This is a genomic window from Pseudomonas lundensis, from assembly GCF_015377145.2.
GTDB classification, from domain to species: domain Bacteria; phylum Pseudomonadota; class Gammaproteobacteria; order Pseudomonadales; family Pseudomonadaceae; genus Aquipseudomonas; species Aquipseudomonas lundensis.
The window spans coordinates 36,570-57,491 of the sequence record NZ_CP062158.2 but is presented as its reverse complement, the minus strand read 5'-3'; the positions used below and the strand labels follow the sequence as shown (position 1 = coordinate 57,491).

Here is a 20,922-nt window from a genome sequence, read left to right as displayed (position 1 = left end):
CACTGCTCTTTATGGCCTGTCTTTGCGCAGGCTTCCAATGCAATGCATGAATATTTTCAGTGCGATTCATGCATACCGGGCCAGCACCCGCAGGCTGCAACGCTTATTCCTTTTGGTTACTAAGTTGTGAACTCTTAGTATTTATTGTCCTGAAAATCTTCTGCCTACTTTTTGCTCCTCAAAGCCCGCCGCCTTCAGGAGCTGCACCATGCCCATCCCGTTCAAACGTGCTCTGCGCCGCCTCGCCGCCCCCACACTCATTGGCGTGCTGGGCTACTTGCCCTGGCTGGCGCAGGCTGAGGACCTGAAACACATCCGCATCGCCGTGCCCGACCTGAGCGCTGGCGCGCAACACAGTGGAGGCGGTATCAGCGACGTCCTGCGCAGCCAGCAACTGCTGGAAAAAGCCTTTGCCGAAGACGGCGTCACCATCGACTGGAAATACTTCAAAGGCGCAGGGCCGGTGATCAACGAAGCGTTCGCCAATGGCCAGGTCGACTTCGCTTACCTGGGTGATCTGGCGGCCATCATCGGCAAAGCCAATGGTCTGGACACCCGTCTGTTGAGCGCGGCGGCACGAGGCAACAAGCAATACCTGGCCGTGGTGCCGGGCTCGGGGATCAAAACCCTGCACGACCTCAAGGGCAAACGTGTCGGCCTGTTCCGTGGCACCGCGACCCAACTGTCGTTCGACGCCGCGTTGGCCAGCGTGGGCCTGAGCGAGAAGGACCTGAAAGTCATCAACCTGGACTTCAACGCCGCCGTGGCAGCCCTGGCCGCCCAACAGATCGATGCCTCGTGGGGCGGTTCCAACCTCAGCTCGCTGCAGGCCAAAGGCCTGGCCGAAATCCCGTTGACCACCAAAGATTTAAACAACGCAGGCAGCGTCCAAAGCGTACTGGTAGGCGCGGGCGCGTTTGTCGATGCGCACCCGCAAGCCGTGGCCAAACTGCTCAAAACCCAGGAGCAAGCGGTGCAATGGCTGACCAACGACGCCAACAAACCGGCCTACATCCAACTGGTTTCGGGGCTGGCCAGCTACCCGCCGCAGATCCTTGAGCAAGACCTCAAGGACCAAACCTTCAGCGAGGTTTTCCCGTCGCAACTGGACCCGGTATTCCTGGCCACCCTGCAAGACTCAATCACCCTGGCCGCTCAACAGCGGCTGATCCGCAAAGCGTTTCACGTCAGCGACTGGGTTGCCCCGCCGCTGGCCGCCGCCACCCGCTAATCCCTTCGCCCCACCACCGTCAAACACGATGAGGTTCTTACGATGAGCACTGCCGCATTAGCTGTGAAAACTGACGTACACGCCTTGGACATCCATCCGGTCGCGGGGCGCATCGGCGCTGAAATCCGCGGGATAAAACTGTCCGGCGACCTCGACCCGGCCACCGTGGACGCCATTCAACAGGCGCTGCTGACCCACAAAGTGATTTTTTTCCGCAACCAGACCCACCTCGACGATCAACGCCAGGAAGCCTTCGCCCACCTGTTGGGTGAGCCCATTGCCCACCCCACCGTGCCGGTGCGTGACGGCACCCAATACCTGATGGAACTGGATGGCGCTCAAGGTCAACGCGCCAACTCCTGGCACACCGACGTCACCTTCGTGGATGCCTACCCAAAAGCCTCGGTGCTGCGCTCGGTGCTGGCCCCGGCGTCGGGAGGCGACACCGTGTGGGCCAACACCGCCACGGCTTACGCCAAGCTGCCCGCAGACCTGCAAGAACTGGCTGACAAACTCTGGGCGGTTCACAGCAACGAATACGACTACGCCAGCGCCAAACCCGATGTCTCGGCAGAAAAGCTCGAACGTTATCGCAAGGTCTTTACCTCGACCGTGTATGAAACCGAACACCCCGTGGTGCGCGTTCACCCGGTGAGCGGTGAGAAGAGTCTGGTGCTGGGGCATTTCGTGAAACGTATCAAAGGGTATTCACAAGCCGACTCGGCGCACCTGTTCAACCTGCTGCAAAGCCACGTGACCCGTCTGGAAAACACCGTGCGCTGGCGCTGGAACACCGGCGACGTGGCCATCTGGGACAACCGCTCGACGCAGCACTACGCCATTGACGACTACGGCACTCAAGAGCGCATCGTGCGCCGCGTGACCCTGCAAGGGGATGTGCCGGTGAGCGTACAAGGGCACCGCAGCCAGACCACTAAAGGCGCCTGACCCGTTGCCATTCCTCCAACCCTCTCCCGATGGGAGAGGGTTTTTGTTTGCCCGGCGTTACCACACGCCGATCTGCACCACCTTCTGCGCCTGAGGTTCGCCATACCGAAAGCTCTCAGCGCGACGGTCCACTTCCTGATGGCTGACGGTGGTCCTGCGCTTGAGCCCGCGCAGCCAGTCGAACAAATACCCCACATGCTGTTCACGCACCGCCGCATACGCCGGGTCAGCCCCCAGGTCGTTCAGCTCCTGCGGGTCGTTTTCCAGGTCAAACAACTGCGCTCGAAAGCCGTCATACGCCAGGTACTTCCAGCGTTCGCTGCGCACCATGGTCATGCGGCAACGATCGATCGGCTGACCCAGCCGTTCGCGGGCCGGTGCCTGAAACGCGTAGTCATATTCGCTGATCGCATAGTCGCGCCATGCGGGGTTCTGGCCGTGCAACAACGGAATCAACGAACGCCCCTCCAGACGATGCTCCGCTCCACTCACCCCCAGCGCCTGCAAAAAGGTCGGCAACGCGTCGATGGTTTCAGCCAGTCGCGCGTCCACCGTGCCCCGCGTGACATCTGCGGCGGCCCGAGGGTCGCGCACAATCAATGGCACACCCACCGCGGGCTCCAGCAAAAACTCCTTTTCGCCTAACAAGTGATCACCCAAAAAGTCGCCGTGGTCACTGGTGAACACAATCAGCGTGTCGTCCCAGCGGCCCGTGCTGTGCAGCAGGTCGAACAGGCGTCCCAGTTGATCGTCGACCTGTTTGATCAGGCCCATGTAGGTCGGAATCACGTTCAGGCGCACGTCCTCGCGGGAGAAGTTCAGGCTTTCCTCGTGCTGTCGAAACGCCGTGTAGACCGGGTGATCGCTGGGCGTTTGAGCACGGATCGGCGCCAGCACCTGCGCAGCGCCATACAGCGCGTGATAAGGCGCCGGAGCGATGTAGGGCCAGTGCGGTTTGATGTAGGACAAATGCAGGCACCACGGCTGCTCACCTTGCTCCTGAATGAAGTCGATGGCGCGGTCTGTGGTGAAGACGGTTTCGGAATGTTGCTCCAGCACACGGGCCGGCAGGTGGGCGTTGCGCATTTTCCAGCCGCTCAGGATCTCGCCCGTGGGCCCGGCCCCGGCATTGGCCCAGTCATGCCACGGGTTTGCACCGTCGTAACCCAGATCGCGCAGGTAATGGATGTACGGCGCCGCGTCACGCTTGTCATCGAACAGGGGGCTATCAGGGTAAATCCCGTCATGGCGGGCGTAGGCTTCAAAGCCCACCTCATTAAAGGCTTCTGCCTGCTGGCTGTCAGGGTCGATAGCCAGCCGCTGTAAGGCATCGACATTGGCCGTGGCGTGGGTTTTACCCACCAGGGCCGTGCGAATGCCGTGCGGACGCAGGTAATCCCCTAGCGTCAGTTCTTCCAGAGGCAATGGCACAGCGTTCCACGCCACTTGGTGGCTGCTGACGTAGCGCCCGGTGTAGGCCGACATGCGCGACGGCCCGCAGATCGTGCCCTGGGTGTAGGCACGGCTGAAACGAACGCCCGCCGCGGCCAGCCGGTCGATGTTGGGCGTGTGCAAGTGCGGGTGGCCGTAGCACGACAAATAATCGCGACGCAGTTGGTCGCACATGATGTAGAGCACGTTTTTGACAGGTTGCAGCTGTGGCATGGGGGTTCACCTTTTGACAGATCAGGTGACCGATTTCGCGCGAGCACGGCGCCAGCGACAAGCGCATTTGGTGAATGGCATTGATGCACGGCGCGCATGCCCCGGCGGGCTCAGATGGCGAAATTCTCCAAGCCGCACACATCATGGTCGTCGCTGTCATCCAGCGCCTTGATCTGTTCGATCATGGCCTGGGCCAGTGGCGACAGGCGCACCGCCGCACGACTGACGATGCCGTAACGGGTGTAAAGCGCGTCCTGATCGTCTGCCAGCTCATCGACGGCGATACGCACCAGATCGCCTTTGGCGTACAAAAAAACATCGCTGTACGCACCGCAAATACCGATGGCGTCGCTGCTCAGCACCACGCTCATCAGGCTGAACGGGCTTTCGCATTCCACATTCGGTGCGTAGTCGAGACGGCCACTGAGTTGCACCAGCACTTTGCGCAGGTTTGGCGGGCGGATGGTCACCGCCAGTGGATAACTCAACAGCTCGGCGGCACTGACGCTGTGGCGCCCGGCCAACGGGTGACCCGCCCGGCAGCAGAAATGCCAGCGGCGCGGCCGTAAGCGCTGGGTGATGTAAGCCGGATCAGCCTCGAAATTGCGCGTATCCGCGACGAAAAACTCAAACTCTTCGTCCTGCAAGCGCTTGCTCAGACTTTGCCAGTCGTCCACCTGAAAATGCACCCGCGCCTTGGGATAACGCCCGATGAAGCGTCCGATGGCGCGCGGCACCAGGCCAGACGCTGGCGCCGGGCCGCAGCCGAAATGCAGCTCACCCGCCTCCAGCCCATTGAACTGATTGATCTCATTGGCCATTTGCCGGGCGCCGCTGACCAGTCTGCGGGCGTGCTCCAGCAACACCTGACCCTGTTTGGTGGGCGCCAGGTCTTTACGCCCGCGATCCACCAACGGGCAACCGACGCTGTGTTCCAGCGCCTGAATGCTACGGCTGAACGCCGATTGCGACAGGTTTACCGCCTGCGCACCCGCAACAAAACTGCGCTGCTCAGCGAGGGCAATGAAGTGACGAAGTTGGCGCAGGTCGATATGCATTTTTCACATCAAAAATATCCGGGAAATGCATTGGCTATGCATTAGGTCGGTTCCTTATAAAGGCAATCTCTTATGCAGTAAATATCTGTCAAAACATAAACAAATAACTTTTAGGAATATGCAGTTGTGTGTATTTCGCCCCACAGGAGCCGTCCATGCGCCCATCTCCACTCGCCCTGCCGTTACCTTCGAGGCCTTTCAAGCGCTTGCCGCTGGCGTTGTTCATGGCGGGCTGTGCCAGCGGCTCGATGACCTGGGCGGCGGATGAAACCCCTGCGCCAGACGCCTCACCTGCGATCAAGGCAAGCCCTGCCCACGCCGATGGCAGCCAGTTGCAAACGGTGACGGTCACGGCGCGGCGCCGCGAAGAAAGCGCGCAAAACGTGCCCACGCCGATGAGTGTGATCAGCGGCCAGACCCTGGAGGCGCAGCGCATCTACCGCATTCAGGATTTGCAGCAACTGGTGCCCAGCGTGAACGTGGCCTACATGCACGCCCGCCAGTCCAGCGTGTCGATCCGCGGCCTGGGCAACAACCCGGCCAGCGATGGCCTGGAGGGCAGCGTCGGTTTGTACATCGACAACGTCTACCTCGGGCGTCCCGGCATGGCCGTGTTCGACCTGATGGACATTGAACAACTGGATGTCCTGCGCGGCCCGCAAGGCACGCTGTTCGGCAAGAACACCACCGCCGGGGTCATCAACATCAGCACCGGGGCACCGACCTTCACCCCGGAACGCAGCATCGAAACGTCGGTAGGAGAGCAGGGTTACTTTCAGACCAAGGGCACGATTTCCGGGCCGCTGACCGATGAGCTGGCCGGGCGCTTTTCGGCGTACCGCACCCGCAGTGACGGCGACATCAAAAACGAATTCGACGGCAATAAGCTCAACGGCGGCTCCCGTGAGGGCTTTCGCGGGCAACTGCTCTACAAACCGAACGATGATTTCAACCTGCGCTGGATCGGTGATTACAACGAAGAAGACTCCAGCGCCGGTACCCGTACGCTGTTCAGCACCGGGCCGACCATCAATGGGGTGAACCCCTACTCAGCGCGGGCGGCCGCCGTGGGCGCGACACTGGTCAACGGTTCACACCGCAAGGTCAACCTCGACAGCCAACAAGCCGTGACCGTGTTTCAGGGCGGCACCTCGCTGGAAGCCAACTGGACACTGCCCAACGACTTCACCCTGACGTCGGTCAGCGCTTACCGCTGGTGGGATTTCACCCCCCGCAACGATGACGGCCTCGATGTGCCGGTGGCCTACAACGCCGGCGTTTCGGTAAAGGACAAACAGTGGTCGCAGGAATTTCGCCTCGCGTCGCCGACCGGCGGCTTCTTCGATTACGTGGTCGGCGCGTACTACTTCGGCTCTGATCTGGATAACAAATCCTTCAGCTACTACGGGCCCAAGGCGGACATCTGGAACGGTACGCCGACGGGCGCGCTGGCCAATGTCTCGACCCTGGGCAAAGGCCATATCGACACCAACAGCTTTGCGCTGTTTGCCCAAGGCACCTGGCATTTGACCCCCAAGCTGGATTTCACCGCCGGGCTGCGCGGCACCTATGAGGAGAAAAGCGCCTCGGTGGAACGCAACGCGCCAGTGGGCGGGGTCGCCGTGACCGGGGCCGCTGCCACGGCCCGCCGGGCGAGGGTCGGCGCTTACGACTCCGGGGGCTTGAACCAGTACAGCACCAGCCCGTCAGGCTTGCTCAACCTCAGTTATCACTTCAACGACAACCTGCTGGGTTACGCGACCTTGAGCCACGGCGAGAAATCCGGCGGGGTCAACCTGACCGTGGGTTCTGCGCCCACGGCCGGGGCCGATTCGCTGTTGATCGGTGCCGAACGCGCCAACAATGCCGAGCTGGGTCTCAAGAGCACGCTGTGGGACCGCCGCCTGCAACTCAACGCCAACCTGTTCTGGACGCAGGTCAACGGCTACCAGACCACGGCCTATGACGACGCCACGCGGGCGCAATACCTGACCAACGCCGGGTCGGTGCGCTCACGCGGGGTCGAGTTCGAAAGCACATTGATCCCTGTGCGCGGGCTGACATTGAACGTCAACGGTTCTTACAACGACGTGCGCTACCTCTCGTACAAGGACGCCCCGTGCCCGCCAGAAGTGAGCTTGCGTCCGGGGGCGCCTGCGTCCTGCGACCTGAGCGGGCATCAGGTGGTCGGCGCGTCGAAATGGATCGGCAACGTGAACGGCGAATACAAGTGGGACCTCAACGACGGACTCGAAGAGTACGTCACCGCCAGCTATGCCTATCGCTCCAAAGCCGTGGGCACCGTTGAAGACTCGGCCTACGCACAAATCCCTGGCTATGCCGTCGTCAACTTATCCACAGGCCTGCGGGGCGATTTCCACCAAGGGCAGTGGGACGTTTCGCTGTGGCTGAAAAACGCCTTCGACAAAACCTATTACACCACCCTGTGGAGCGCAGGCAACGGCGGCTATGAAGGCCTGCTGGGCTCGCCGCGCACCTTGGGCGTCACCGGCCGTTACGACTTCTAACTGACTCAGGATATTCATGATGAAAACCCTCCCTTCTGTGGTGTCGTGGTTGATTGCCGGCAGCTTGCTCAGTGCTGTCGCGCACGCCGCGCCCAGCGTGTACCCCACCGGCGTAACCCGTTATGACCCGGCCAAAGCCTACAACCAGTACGTCATTTTCAGCGGTGCGGATAAGCAAACGCACCTGATCGACATGAACGGCAACGCCGTGAAAACGTGGCCACACGCGGGTTTTCCCTCTGCGATCATCGACCCGACGTTGGTGGGCGGCGAGCGCGGCCATGTGTTGTTGCAACTGAGCGACAAGGCCCCCGGCCCGCTGGGCTCGGCCGGCAACGGGCTGGGCAACCGCAGCGTGGGCGAGCTGGACTGGCACGGCAACGTGATCTGGCAGTGGGGCGATAAGGCCCCCGGTGGCGCGGCGCAGCAGCATCACGATCAACGACGCTTGAGCAACGGCAACACGCTGGTGCTGGCAAACAAGGTGCATGCGGTGGCCGGGTTCAAGGTGCCACAGGTGATTGACGACGCGATCTATGAAGTCACCCCCGACGGGGCAGTGACCTGGCAATGGCTGGCGTCCGAGCATTTGAACGAGTTTGGCTTCACTCCCGAACAGTTAAAACTGGTGTACGCCACCCCAAACCCGGACTACCTGCACATCAATAACCTGAGTGTCGTAGGCCCCAACAAGTGGTTCGACGCCGGTGACAAGCGCTTCGCGCCCGATAACCTGCTGATCGACTCACGCAACGCCAACTTCATCGCCATCCTCGATAAATCCAGCGGCAAGGTGGTGTGGAGTCTCGGCCCGAACCTGCCTGCCATCAACCCCAAAACCAGTCAGGCACTGCCTCGCCCGGTGGACCAGTTCGTCGGCCAGCATGACGCGCACATCATCCCGGCCGGTCTGCCCGGCGCGGGCAATGTGCTGGTGTTCGATAACCAGGGATCGGCGGGTTACCCGTCTGCCACGCTGGGCCTTATCAGCGGTTCGCGGGTGCTGGAAATCGATCCTCAAACCCGAGAAATCGTCTGGCAATACACCGCGGCCGATTCCACGCAGCCGGGCTGGGCGTTTTACAGCTCGTTCATCAGCAGCGCGCGTCGCTTGCCCAACGGCAATACGTTGATTGATGAGGGCATGAACGGGCGGTTCTTTCAGGTCACGCGCCACGGGGACATCGTTTGGGAGTACGTGAGCCCTTACCTGGGCAAGGCACCGGGCAGCGAAGCGATCAGTAACTGGGTGTACCGCGCCTTGCCGGTGAATTACGACTGGGTGCCACAAGGCACGCCGCGTGAGCAGACCGCCGTGCTTGCGCCCTCGGCCGTGCTGCAACCGACCAACGCCAGTCGCTAAGCGCGCAGGAGTCAGACCATGGGCAATCTCCAGACCGCCGAACAGACGTGGCCAACGGTGCCCGGCGCCGAGCTGCTGAACCTGGGTCGGGCGTACCGGCGGCCGTTGGGCCAGTTGCGTTTGCAGCGTGCGCCCACGGCAGTGCTGCGCCGTCGTGAAGCATGGGCCCTGGCGGTGGTGGCGCTGTTGCTGCACGGCGGGGTGCTGCTGTGGGTCAGCCTGAACCCCGCGCCAGCGCTGCCGATTGTGCCGCCCGAGGTGCCGCCGATGACGATTGAGTTTTCCCGACCGGCGCCACCGGTGGTAGAGCCAGCACCGCCCGCGCCCGCGACACCGGTGGTTGAACCGCCGCCGGTGGAAGACGCACTGGCGAGCAAACCGCCACCGCCCAAACCGCTGCCAACACCTCAGCCCAAACTCAAACCCAAACCAGTCGCCAAACCGGTGGCCAAACCCGTTGTTGCGCCTGCAACGCCCGCGCCGCCCACACCACAGCCTGTGGCGCCGCCATCACCGCCCGCCCCCCCGGCGCCTGCACCGGTCACGCCGGCCTCGGCCAACGCCGGTTACTTGAAAAACCCGGCGCCCGAGTACCCCTCGCTGGCGTTGCGCCGTGGCTGGGAAGGCACGGTGTTGCTACGGGTTCAGGTGTTGGCCAGCGGAAAACCGGGCGAGATTCAGGTTCAGAAAAGCAGCGGGCGCCAACAGCTCGATGACGCTGCGCTGAATGCCGTTAAACGCTGGAGCTTTGTCCCGGCCAAGCAGGGCGATGTCGCTCAGGTTGGCTGGGTCAGCGTGCCGATTGATTTCAAGATTCATTGATTGCCTGTCCCCCTTTTTTAGAGAGCGTATCGACCATGACCTTATTGGCATCCCCCCTCGCATCGATTGAAAGCGCCGTCATTTGGCTGTTGGTGATTTTTTCGCTGGCCACGTGGGGGCTGGCGTTGATTAAAGGCGTGCAGTTCTCACGGCTCAAGGCCCAGGACCGTGCCTTCCATAAGCGATTCTGGGCCGCTTCAAGCCTGGAGGCGGCCGCCGAACTGAGCGAGAGTTATCCCGGCGCGGCGGCCCGCGTGGCGCAGGCCGGTTATGCGGCTATTCAGGTGGGCGAGGGCGCTCAGGTCGACGACCTAAGCCACGCGATCAACCATCAGGACCGCCTGGAACGCGCCTTGCGCCAACAAATCGTGCGTGAACGGCGCTCGCTGGAAAGCGGCCTGGCAATAGTGGCCAGCATTGGCAGCACGTCGCCGTTCGTGGGGTTGTTCGGCACCGTGTGGGGCATCATGGAAGCCTTGAAAGGCATCAGCATCGCGGGCTCGGCAAGCCTTGAAACCGTGGCCGGGCCAATTGGTGCGGCGTTGGTGGCGACCGGCGTGGGGATTGCCGTCGCCGTGCCTGCGGTGCTGGTTTACAACTACTTTTTGCGACGCCTGAAGCTGACGGCGGCCGACCTCGACGACTTCGCGCACGACTTCTACAGCCTAGCGCAGAAAAGTGCGTTCCGGGTGCTGATCCATCCGGCAGCCCGCAAAACGGCCGCGCACCCTGTGAAGGAGGCCTCCTGACATGTCTTTTTCAACCCAGGACAACGACGAAGTGCTGAGCGAGATGAACGTCACGCCGCTGGTGGACGTCATGCTGGTGCTGCTGGTGGTGTTCATCGTCACCACGCCCATGCTGACCAACGCCATCCCGATCAACCTGCCCAAGACCGACGCCGTGGCCCCGGCGCCACAAAAAGACCCGGTGGTGGTGAGCATCAATGGCGCGGGGCAACTGTTCATCAACAAAGACCCGGTTGAGCCCGCGCGGTTAGCGTTCAACCTGCAAGGCGCCAAGGCCCGAGACCCTGACATCCGCGTGCAGTTACAGGCCGATGAAGGGGTGAACTACGGCGAAGTGGCGCGGGCCATGGCCTCCATTGAACGGGCGGGCATTACCAAAGTGTCGGTGATAACGGCGCGCTGAAATCCGTGCACAGCGCAGCAGAACGCGCCTGCTAATCAGTTTTAGTTATTAATAAATAGCTTCTTATTCCTTAGCGAATCTAAAAGCCGTCCCTATACTGACCCGGTAACACACCCAAGCAGGAGGCGCACACCCATGGGCAACGAGTCGATTCGCTATCTGATAGTGCCGGGCTGGCAAGGTTCGTCCGACGATCATTGGCAAACCCACTGGCAGAACAGCCTGCCCAACGGTGCCCGTGTGGAACAGGCTGACTGGTTGACGCCACGTCGCGAAGACTGGATCGCGGCCCTGGCCGAAGCGATTGCCGCCGACAGCACGCCGGTGATTCTGATTGCCCATAGTCTGGGCTGCATCACCGTGGCGCATTGGGCCGAGCGGGCACCTGCCAGCCTGTTGAGCCAGGTGCGTGGCGCGCTGCTGGTGGCGCCGGCCGATGTCGAACGCCCGGCCTGTGCGCCAGCCCTGCGTAACTTTGCACCGATTCCAACGCGGCCTTTGCCGTTCCCGAGCCAGATTGTCAGTTCCGATAACGACCCGGCCGTGAGCGCACCCAGGGCGATGGAGTTTGCCCGCCAGTGGGGCGCGGAGATCGGGATCATCAGCGGCGCCGGGCACATCAACGTCAAGTCTGGGCATCAGCGCTGGGAGCAAGGTTTCGCCTTTTTGTATCGCCTGCAAACCCGCATAGAGCACGACGCCCTGCGCCGCGCATGATTTTTCTGTAACGCCCGCGCCCTCCCTGCGGCGGCGGGCGGGAGCCTGCCATGAGCCTGCATGAAACTTTCGGTCAGCCGCTGCTGACGTTTCCCGACGCTGAAAAAAGCCCGCTGAGCATTCGCGCCAAGGCGCTGGTGTTTGTCGACCCGCGCTCACGCCAATTGCGCAACGACCTCGAACTGTTGGCGCCGCGTTCGCTGCCCGTGCTGATCCGGGGCGAGACCGGCACCGGCAAGGAACTGCTGGCCCGCCACATCCATCGCGCCAGCGACCGCACCGGTTTGTTCGTGTCGGTGAACTGCGGCGCGATCAGCCCGACCTACGCCGACGCCGAGCTGTTTGGTTACGCTGCCGGGGCCCACAGCAGTTCTGCCAGCAGTCGCGCAGGCTGGTTCGGGTCGGCCAATGGCGGCACCTTGTACCTGGACGAGATCGGGGATTTGCCGCTGGCGATTCAGATCAAGCTACTGGCCGCGCTGGAAAACCACGAAGTCACCCGCGTGGGCGCGCATCAACCCAACCCGGTGGATGTGCGGCTGGTGGCCGCCACCAGTATCGATCTGGCGCAGGCGGTCGCGGCGGGCAAGTTCCATGAACGGCTGTATCACTATTTGAGCGAAGGCCGGCTGGACTTGCCGGCCTTGCGCGAACGGCCGGGGGATATTTTGTCGCTGGCGGAATACTTTTTGGGCATCTACAGCCAGCGGCTGAACCTGAGCGTGCCTTTTATCAGCGACAGCGCACAGCGTGTACTGGAGCGCCACAGTTGGCCGGGCAACACCCGCGAGCTGGAGAACGTGATCCATTTTGCGTTGCTGGTGAGTGCGGGTGAGGAGATCCAGCCCGAGCATTTGAACCTGCCGGATGCGCTGAGCCAGATCGAACGGTTCATCAAGGGCGCCACCGAACAGGAACGGGCGGCGCTCAAAGAGTGGCTGCGGTAGGGCCAGTGCCGCCGTGTGCCTCAACCGAGACTGTAAATAACCAATTGATATAAGCGCCAGATTAAAAATTATTATTAGGGAATAAAGAATCTCGGTATTGTCGGCTCCGTCATCCAAATCAAGCCGTCATTCGAACGGCCACGTACGTAGGGGCATTGCATGAAAAAGGTTCTGTTGTTTACCGCATTGGCGGCTGCTTTGACGGCAGGCCTGGCACAGGCTGGCGAGAAACTGGTGGTGGCTGCAACCCCGGTTCCCCACGCCGAAATCCTTGAACTGATCAAACCGGCCCTCGCCAAAGAAGGCGTGGACCTGGACATCAAAGTCTTCACCGACTACGTGCAACCCAACGTGCAGGTCGATCAGAAGCGTCTGGACGCCAACTATTTCCAGACCCTGCCGTACTTGCAGAGCTTCAACGAAGGGAAAGGCACTCACCTTGAAACCGTGATCGGCGTTCACGTTGAACCGTTTGGCGGTTACTCGAAGAAGGTTAAATCGCTGGCCGAACTCAAAGATGGCGCAACCATCGCGATCCCTAACGAAGGCAGCAACAGCGGCCGTGCGTTGATCCTGCTGCAAAAGGCCGGTTTGATCGAACTCAAAGACCCGACCAACGCCGTCGCGACGCCGAAAGACATCGCCAAAAACCCGCACAACTTCAAGTTCAAAGAGCTTGAGTCCGCCATGCTGCCGCGGGTGCTGGATCAGGTCGACCTGGACATGATCAACACCAATTACGCACTGGAAGCAGGCCTGAACCCGGCTAAAGATGCCTTGCTGATTGAAGGTTCGGACTCGCCTTACGTGAACTACCTGGTGGCACGCCCTGACAACAAGAACAGCGAAGCGATCCAGAAGCTGGCCAAAGCCCTGACCAGCCCTGAAGTCAAAGCGTTCATTGAGAAGAAATACAACGGTGCCGTGCTGCCAGCGTTTTAACCCGCGCTGCGTCATCGCAAACGCCGACGGCTTGCACAGCGTCGGCGTTTTTTATGGTTTGTCACATGACCTAGCAACATCGATAGGTAGGCGACGTGTGTTTTAAGGTGAATGCTGCAGGTCTTTAAAACAAGCCTGCACACCCTATGACCTGCGTGCGCTATCGCTACGATCCACTGGATCGCCTGATCGCCAACCAAGTGGACACCACCCCGTCCGTGCAGCACTTTTATAACCGTGAGCGTTTAAGCACTCGGCTGCACGGCGATCAGGGTCAGTCGGTCTTTCACTATCAAAACCAACTCTTGGCAACGACAGACACCACCGGCGCACAGCTGCTGGCGACTAACCTGCAACGCAGCGTTTTGCACACGCTCAGTGCTAGCGGCAGTCACGCGTCAGGGTATGGCCCCTATGGCTATCCGTGCGCTCAACATGCCCAGCAGAGTCTGTTGGGGTTTAACGGAGAATTGCCTGACCCTGTTACCGGTCACTATCTGCTCGGTAATGGCTATCGGGCATACAACCCCGTGTTAATGCGCTTCAACAGCCCGGACCGATTGAGCCCGTTTGGCGCGGGGGGGATCAACACCTATGCCTATTGCAAAGGGGATCCGGTGAATCGGGTGGACCCCAGCGGGCGATTACCCCTGGACGCTATTCTTTCTATAGCACTCGGAACACTCGCTTTGGCTAACGGTATCAATGGGGCCGTGCCCGGTATCGGGTTTTGGGGCGCGCTCAAAAGCCTGAAAAAGAAACCCATCTCGATCGCTGCCGTGGCGAAAGTCGCCGGTACAGGAGTGGGCGTCACAGCCAGTGCCGTCGGTTTGAGCCGGCAACTGGCGGCATCCCAGGGAGAGGGGCAGAACGATAATGCATTTGCTTGGTCAATGCTGGTCCTCTCGGCGCTGGGTTTAGCGGCAGGTATTGGTGCTAACGCGTTCGGCTGGAGAGCGATGCGCCTACAGGCCAGACAGGCAAAAGCCAATGCAGCCTACGTGGAAACCCACGATTTTCTTAACACCCTCCCACAGGGTTCCAGAATCCAATCTCCCGTGACTAACCGCGCTACGCCCGCCTCATCAGCAAACGTCTCCAGATCCTCTTCGTCAGCAGGGGCTCGCCCTGAGCCTTCAGCACCGCCCCCCGAGGAGGTTTTTCAGGACTCTGTCAGAAACCTGGAAAGACAAAATCATGTGTTAAAAGAGCTGGCCAAGATCCAGACGACCGCTGGAAAGATCAGACGAAGCACCCTGTAATCTGCGCACTGCTCTCCCGGAAAGTCCCGCCTCCCTGCGAACGACCCACCCCATTATGTGTTCCCATCGATGGATAACGCGCTAACGGGCCAACGCCAGCGGCTTTCATATGCGCAACTTCCTACAAAGAAACAGACATGATTACCTGTCACCACACATAGAATCCCACGGACACTGAACCCTGTTCTACGCTGTCAGTCGTATCGTCAGCTAAAACAGCATCACGCAAAGGAGCCTGCATGGCTGGTCCACGAAGTATGGGTATGTTGGGCGTCAGCCTGGTGGTATTGCTGACCGCGTGCGGTAAAGAAGCCCCCAAAGAGCCTCTGTCGCCACGGGTGTATGTACAGCAAGTGAACACGCGCGAATTTGCTCCCCCGATTCAACTCAGCGGTGACATTCAGGCGCGGGTCGAAACCCAGCTTTCCTTCCGCGTGGGCGGCAAGATCATCGAGCGCAGCGTGGACGTTGGCGATCACATTCAGGCCCATCAAGTGCTGGCACGCCTGGACCCCAAAGACTTGAAAATCCAGGTCGCCACGGCACAGGCCAGCGTCAGTGCCCAGCAGGCGCAAGTGGTGCAGACCCGCGCCGCATTTATCCGTCAGCAAAAACTGCTGCCAAAAGGCTATACCAGCCAAAGTGAATACGATGCCGCCAACGCCGCGCAGCAGAGCGCGCAAAGTGCGCTGGCCGCCGCTCAGGCGCAGTTGGCCAACGCCCGCGAACAGTTGAGTTACAGCAACCTCGAAGCCGAAGCGCCGGGCGTCATCACGGCGCGGCAGGCCGAAGTGGGGCAAGTGGTACAGGCCACCATGCCGATTTTCACCCTGGCCCGCGACGGCGCCCGGGATGCGGTGTTCAACGTCTACGAGTCGCTGTTTATCGAACCGCCCAAAGACCCGACCGTGCAGGTCACGCTGTTGAGCAACCCGCAGATCAAGGTCAAGGGCCAGATCCGCGAAATCACCCCCACCGTGGCCGCCCAAAGCGGCACCCTGCAAATCAAGGTGCAGCTCGATGAACTGCCCAAGGGCATGGATTTGGGCTCGATTGTTACCGTCAACCTGACCCCGCCGCCGAGCCGCAGCATCGAACTGCCCTGGTCGGCGCTGACCAAAGACGTCAGCGAGCCCGCCGTGTGGCTGGTGGACGGCACTAACAACGTGCGCCTGCAACGGGTCAAGGTCGGGCGTTACCTGACCGGCAGCGTGATCATCAATGAAGGCCTCAAAGACGGAGAGCATGTGGTGGTCGCAGGCGGACAACTGTTGCACCCCGGCATGCAGGTCGAAATTGCCCCCACGCCAGCCGGGGGCACTCAACTATGAAGCCTCTGTGGATAGTGCCCCTGGCGGCCGCCCTGCTGGTCGGTTGCTCTGAAGAAAAAGCCCCCGAGCCGGTGCGCCCCGCGCTGTTCGTGGTGGTCCAGCCCGAGCTGAGGGAACACTTCGGCCGCTTTGCCGGCACGATCGAAGCCCGCTACGAAAGCACGTTGGGCTTTCGTGTGCCGGGGCGCATTGTGCGGCGGTATTACGACGTGGGCGCGGTGGTCAAACAGGGCGATATTCTGGCCAACCTCGACCCCACCGATCAGCAGAACCAACTGCGTTCGGCGCAAGGCGATCTGGCCAAGGTGCAGGCACAGCTCATCAACGCGCAGGCCAACGCCCGGCGCCAGCAAGAACTGTTCGACCGTGGCGTCGGCGCCCAGGCGCAACTCGACACCGCCCAGGCCGACCTGAAAACCACCGCCGCGTCCATGCAACAGGCCGTGGCGGCGGTCAATCAGGCGCAAGACCAACTCAGTTACTGCAACCTGCGCGCTGACCATGACTCCGTCATTACCGACTGGAAGGCCGAAGCGGGCCAAGTGGTGAGCATCGGTGAAGAGGTCGTCACGCTGGCCCGCCCCGAAATCAAGGAAGCTGTGATTGACCTACCGGGGCCATTGGCCGAGGCGCTGCCCAAAGGCATCGAATTTCAAGTGGCAGGGCAGCTCGATCCCAACGTGAAAACCACCGCCCGTGTGCGGGAAATCGCCCCACAGGCCGACAGCGCCACCCGCACCCGGCGTACCCGCCTGACACTGGACCAGACGCCACTCGCGTTCCGCCTGGGCAGTTCGGTCAGCGTGACGGTCAGCAGCCCGATTGCCGAGCATTTCGAGCTGCCCGTCACCGCCCTGCAAGAAACCGACGGCAAAACCCGCGTATGGATCATTGACACGCCCTCGCACACCGTCAGCCCGCACGAGGTCACTGTGCTGCGCCGCGACGCGCACACGGCGCTGTTGAGCGGCGGCCTTAAAGGCGGCGACAAAGTGGTCATCGCCGGGGTCAACAGCCTCACGCCCGGACAGAACGTCAGACTGGATAAGGAAAGCTCGCAATGAATGGGAAGAAGTTCAACCTGTCCGAGTGGGCCCTGAAGCATCAGTCGTTTGTCTGGTATTTGATGTTCGTCTCGGTGCTTGCCGGGATCTTTTCGTACATGAACCTGGGGCGCGCCGAAGACCCGAGCTTCGCCATCAAAACCATGGTGATCCAGACCCGCTGGCCGGGCGCCACGGTCGATGAAACCATGCTGCAGGTCACCGACCGGATCGAGAAAAAACTCGAAGAACTCGACTCCCTGGACTACGTACAAAGCTACACCCGACCCGGTGAATCCACGGTGTTCGTGTTCCTCAAGGACACCACCGAGGCCAAGGCGATCCCACAGATCTGGTACCAGGTGCGCAAGAAGATCGACGACATTCGCGGCGACTTCCCCCAAGGCATTCAAGGCCCGGGGTTCGACGACGAATTCGGGGATGTGTACGGCACGATTTACGCCTTCACCGGCGACGGCTTCACCATGCGCCAGCTGCGCGACTACGTCGAGCACGTGCGCACCGGGATTCGCGACGTGCCCAATCGCGGCAAGGTGATGACCATTGGCGAACAGGACGAAACGTTCTACCTGAACTTCTCGACTCGCAAACTGGCAGCGCTGGGGCTGGATCAGCAGCAAGTGCTGCAAAGCCTGCAAGCACAAAACGCCGTGACCCCGGCCGGGGTGATCGAAGCGGGGCCGGAGCGCATGTCGGTGCGCACCTCCGGGCAATTCCACACCACTGAAGACCTCGAAGCCGTCAACCTGCGGGTCAATGACCGGTTCTATCGCCTGGCGGACATTGCTGAAATCAGCCGGGGTTACGTTGACCCCGCCGAGCCGATGTTTCATTACAACGGCAAACCCGCCATCGGCCTCGCCATCGCCATGAACGATGGCGGCAACATTCAGGAGTTCGGGCAGCAACTGCAACAACGCATCGAAGACCTGACCGCCGAGCTGCCGCTGGGTGTGGACGTACACATGGTGTCGGACCAGGCCCAGGTGGTTGAAGTGGCCGTGGGCGGCTTCACCAGTGCGCTGTTCGAAGCGGTGATTATCGTGCTGGGCGTGAGCTTTATCAGCCTCGGCCTGCGCGCTGGCCTGGTGGTGGCCATCTCCATCCCGCTGGTGCTGGCGCTGGTCTTTGTGTTCATGGAGTTTGCTGGCATTGCCATGCAGCGGGTGTCGCTGGGTGCGCTGATTATCGCCCTCGGCCTGCTGGTGGACGACGCGATGATTACCGTGGAGGTGATGATTACGCGGCTCGAAATGGGCGAAAGCAAGGAGGAGGCGGCCACGTTTGCCTACCACTCCACCGCCTTCCCGATGCTCACCGGTACGCTGGTGACGGTCGCCGGTTTCGTGCCCATCGGGCTCAACAACAGCTCGGCGGGCGAATACACCTTCACCCTGTTCGCGGTGATTGCCGTCGCCATGCTGGTCTCGTGGGTGGTGGCGGTGCTGTTCGCGCCGGTGCTGGGCGTGCACATCCTCAGCGCCAAGGTCAAACCCAAGCCCGAGAAGCCAGGCCGTCTGGCCCACGCGTTTGATACGGGGCTGCTGTGGTGCATGCGCCATCGGTGGCTCACCATTGGCGCCACCGTGCTGATGTTCGTGCTGTCGGTGTTCGGCCTGGGGCTGGTGCAGAACCAGTTCTTCCCGTCGTCGGACCGACCTGAAATTCTGGTGGACCTGAACCTGCCGCAAAACGCGTCCATCGCTGAAACCCTCAAGGTCACTCAGCGTTTTGAAGAAACCCTCAAGGGCGACCCGGACATCGTGCGCTGGAGCAGTTACATCGGCGAAGGGGCGATCCGTTTCTACCTGCCGCTGGACCAGCAATTGCAAAACCCGTTCTTTGCGCAACTGGTGATCGTCAGCACCGGGCTTGAGAGCCGCGATGCGTTGATGGCGCGACTGGAAAAACGCCTGCGCGACGATTTTGTGGGCGTCGGCACCTTCGTCCACACCCTTGAACTGGGGCCTCCCGTGGGGCAGCCGCTGCAATACCGGGTCAGCGGCCCGAACATCGATCAAGTGCGTAAACACGCGATTGATCTGGCCACGGTGCTGGATGCCAACACGAACGTGGGCGAAATCAACTTCAACTGGAACGAACCGGGCAAAGTCCTGCGCATCGACATTGCTCAGGACAAAGCGCGCCAGTACGGTTTGTCATCCGAAGACGTGGCGCGCGTGATGAACAGCATCGTCAGCGGCGCGGCGGTCAGTCAGGTCAAAGACGACATTTATTTGATCAACATTGTCGGCCGGGCGGTGGGCACCGAGCGCGATTCCCCGGAAACCCTGCTTAACCTGCAAATCACCACCCCGAGCGGCACCTCTATCCCGCTACTGGCCTTTGCCTCAGTGCGTTACGAACTGGAGCAACCGTTGATCTGGAGCCGTGACCGCATCCCGACCCTGACTCTCAAGGCTTCGGTACGCGGCAGCATGCAGCCGACTGATCTGGTCGCCGACCTCAAACCAGCGATTGATAAGTTTGCGGCCGACCTGCCGCGTGGCTACACGCTGCAAACCGGCGGCACAGTGGAGCAAAGCGCCAAGGCGCAAGGCCCGATCGCGCACGTGGTGCCGTTGATGCTGTTTTTGATGGCGACCTTTTTGATGATCCAGTTGCAGAGCGTGCAGAAGATGTTTCTGGTGGCCAGCGTCGCGCCGCTGGGGCTGATCGGCGTGGTGCTGGCGCTGGTGCCGACCGGCACGCCCATGGGCTTTGTGGCGATCCTCGGGGTGCTGGCGCTGGTGGGCATCATCATTCGTAACTCGGTGATTCTGGTGACACAGATCGACCAGTTCGAGCGCGACGGCTACGACCCGTGGCACGCCGTGGTGCAAGCGACTGAACACCGTCGTCGGCCGATCTTGCTCACCGCTGCGGCCGCCAGTCTGGGCATGATCCCGATTGCCCGCGAAGTGTTCTGGGGGCCGATGGCCTACGCCATGATTGGCGGCATCATCTCTGCCACCTTGCTGACCCTGCTGTTCCTGCCCGCGCTGTACGTGGCCTGGTACAAAATCAAGGAGTCGAAGGAGCCAAGCCCGGTCGCCAAATAATCGAGGCAGGGGGCGTGTTCGCGAGGCCTAAGGAGGGGCCAACGCCCCAACCCGCTACGGCAGAAAGAAGGTGGCAGCTATGCGCGGGTGTGCAAGACCGGTTATTGGGACCCGGCAGACCCTAAGATCTCCCGCGCACAACTGCCATAACGCCAGTGCAGGCGCGGAGCCTGACGAGCGAAATGGAAAGTTGGAATCGGTAAGGACAGGCTTGCACACCTGATCGCTGAAAACTCAGCAACGGCGCGGACTATAGGCAACCCATAACGGCCATCACAATGGGGGCAAACGCGAGCAAGCCTGATCCCACAACAGTCAGGGAAAGGTCCGTAGAACCAGCCGACCCCGCGTTACCTGCTGACGAGCAACGAGACCAAGCGCGCGCTCAACCACAAGCCCGTACATGGCGGACGGGCTTTCAGTCAGACCGCAGCACCACGACCCCCAGCACATCGCAGCCCTCTTGCAACAACAGCGAAGTCGCTTCACACACGGCGTTTAAGTCCTGCTGGGCACTGCTGGTGGCGCTCAAGCAGGACACACTGCGCAACAAATTCTTGGCCGCCTGAAAGCGCTGCTCGGCACAACAGAGCAGAGCAGACACAGAGGCGCGGGTATCAATCAGAAGAACGTCGGAGCCGACAGGGTTGTCGGTTTGCGGAAGGTAATGCGGCATTTTTCAAACCCCTGAAGAGAAGGAGCCACTTCAATCAGCTTGCACGCAGAAAGAAGGTGGCAGCTGTGCGCGGGTGTGCAAGACCGGTTACCTACCCACCCGGCAGACCCTGGGGTCTCCCGCGCACAACCGCCATAACGCCAGTTGCAGGCGC

The 20,922-nt window shown here is 61.2% G+C and carries 17 protein-coding genes; 14 read left to right on the top strand and 3 right to left on the bottom strand.

The features are described from left to right. The first annotated feature begins 208 nt into the window (after window positions 1-208). Together IF654_RS00465 and IF654_RS00460 are read left to right on the top strand one after the other, a co-directional pair. Complete coding sequence (locus tag IF654_RS00465; protein WP_047279610.1) at window positions 209-1,231, top strand: ABC transporter substrate-binding protein; 1,023 nt, start codon at window positions 209-211, stop codon at window positions 1,229-1,231. 42 nt (window positions 1,232-1,273) lie between these two features. After that, window positions 1,274-2,179 (top strand): TauD/TfdA dioxygenase family protein, encoded by a 906-nt coding sequence (locus IF654_RS00460; RefSeq protein ID WP_047278913.1) that lies wholly within the window; start codon window positions 1,274-1,276, stop codon window positions 2,177-2,179. 57 nt (window positions 2,180-2,236) lie between these two features. Here the strand turns inward: IF654_RS00460 and IF654_RS00455 are convergent, their stop codons facing one another. Next, on the bottom strand, window positions 2,237-3,844 hold the full coding sequence (locus IF654_RS00455; protein WP_194862842.1) for an alkaline phosphatase family protein: 1,608 nt from the start codon (window positions 3,842-3,844) through the stop codon (window positions 2,237-2,239). A 110-nt stretch (window positions 3,845-3,954) separates the two neighbouring features. After that, window positions 3,955-4,902, bottom strand: coding sequence for a LysR family transcriptional regulator (locus tag IF654_RS00450; protein ID WP_047281580.1), 948 nt, complete (start codon window positions 4,900-4,902; stop codon window positions 3,955-3,957). Window positions 4,903-5,057: 155 nt separating this feature from the next. On the opposite strand from IF654_RS00450, the gene IF654_RS00445 reads away from it, so the two are divergent. The 12 genes from IF654_RS00445 to IF654_RS00390 all read left to right on the top strand — a co-directional run bounded on the left by IF654_RS00445 (window position 5,058) and on the right by IF654_RS00390 (window position 20,092). Next, on the top strand, window positions 5,058-7,430 hold the full coding sequence (locus tag IF654_RS00445; RefSeq protein WP_094987335.1) for a TonB-dependent receptor: 2,373 nt from the start codon (window positions 5,058-5,060) through the stop codon (window positions 7,428-7,430). A 19-nt stretch (window positions 7,431-7,449) separates the two neighbouring features. Next, complete coding sequence (locus IF654_RS00440; protein ID WP_194862843.1) at window positions 7,450-8,793, top strand: aryl-sulfate sulfotransferase; 1,344 nt, start codon at window positions 7,450-7,452, stop codon at window positions 8,791-8,793. Window positions 8,794-8,811: 18 nt separating this feature from the next. Then, window positions 8,812-9,615, top strand: a complete 804-nt coding sequence (locus tag IF654_RS00435) for an energy transducer TonB (protein WP_047281583.1) — start codon at window positions 8,812-8,814, stop codon at window positions 9,613-9,615. A 35-nt stretch (window positions 9,616-9,650) separates the two neighbouring features. After that, on the top strand, window positions 9,651-10,364 hold the full coding sequence (locus IF654_RS00430; protein WP_047278925.1) for a MotA/TolQ/ExbB proton channel family protein: 714 nt from the start codon (window positions 9,651-9,653) through the stop codon (window positions 10,362-10,364). A 1-nt stretch (window position 10,365) separates the two neighbouring features. After that, on the top strand, window positions 10,366-10,767 hold the full coding sequence (locus tag IF654_RS00425; protein ID WP_047278927.1) for an ExbD/TolR family protein: 402 nt from the start codon (window positions 10,366-10,368) through the stop codon (window positions 10,765-10,767). A 135-nt stretch (window positions 10,768-10,902) separates the two neighbouring features. After that, a complete protein-coding gene (locus tag IF654_RS00420) occupies window positions 10,903-11,484 on the top strand; it encodes an alpha/beta hydrolase (protein ID WP_047278929.1) in 582 nt (193 codons plus the stop codon). A 50-nt stretch (window positions 11,485-11,534) separates the two neighbouring features. Further along, window positions 11,535-12,431, top strand: coding sequence for a sigma 54-interacting transcriptional regulator (locus tag IF654_RS00415; RefSeq protein WP_047278931.1), 897 nt, complete (start codon window positions 11,535-11,537; stop codon window positions 12,429-12,431). 159 nt (window positions 12,432-12,590) lie between these two features. Further along, on the top strand, window positions 12,591-13,373 hold the full coding sequence (locus IF654_RS00410; RefSeq protein ID WP_047278933.1) for a MetQ/NlpA family ABC transporter substrate-binding protein: 783 nt from the start codon (window positions 12,591-12,593) through the stop codon (window positions 13,371-13,373). 146 nt (window positions 13,374-13,519) lie between these two features. Then, window positions 13,520-14,635, top strand: coding sequence for an RHS repeat-associated core domain-containing protein (locus tag IF654_RS00405; RefSeq protein WP_052959697.1), 1,116 nt, complete (start codon window positions 13,520-13,522; stop codon window positions 14,633-14,635). 239 nt (window positions 14,636-14,874) lie between these two features. Next, window positions 14,875-15,966 (top strand): efflux RND transporter periplasmic adaptor subunit, encoded by a 1,092-nt coding sequence (locus IF654_RS00400; RefSeq protein ID WP_047281585.1) that lies wholly within the window; start codon window positions 14,875-14,877, stop codon window positions 15,964-15,966. Then, on the top strand, window positions 15,963-17,030 hold the full coding sequence (locus IF654_RS00395; RefSeq protein ID WP_194862844.1) for an efflux RND transporter periplasmic adaptor subunit: 1,068 nt from the start codon (window positions 15,963-15,965) through the stop codon (window positions 17,028-17,030). The genes IF654_RS00400 and IF654_RS00395 overlap by 4 nt, the downstream gene beginning before the upstream one ends. Continuing rightward, complete coding sequence (locus IF654_RS00390; RefSeq protein ID WP_047278940.1) at window positions 17,027-20,092, top strand: efflux RND transporter permease subunit; 3,066 nt, start codon at window positions 17,027-17,029, stop codon at window positions 20,090-20,092. The genes IF654_RS00395 and IF654_RS00390 overlap by 4 nt, the downstream gene beginning before the upstream one ends. 418 nt (window positions 20,093-20,510) lie before the next feature. Here the strand turns inward: IF654_RS00390 and IF654_RS00385 are convergent, their stop codons facing one another. Further along, a complete protein-coding gene (locus tag IF654_RS00385) occupies window positions 20,511-20,768 on the bottom strand; it encodes a hypothetical protein (protein WP_047281587.1) in 258 nt (85 codons plus the stop codon). Between the last annotated feature and the right edge of the window lie 154 nt (window positions 20,769-20,922).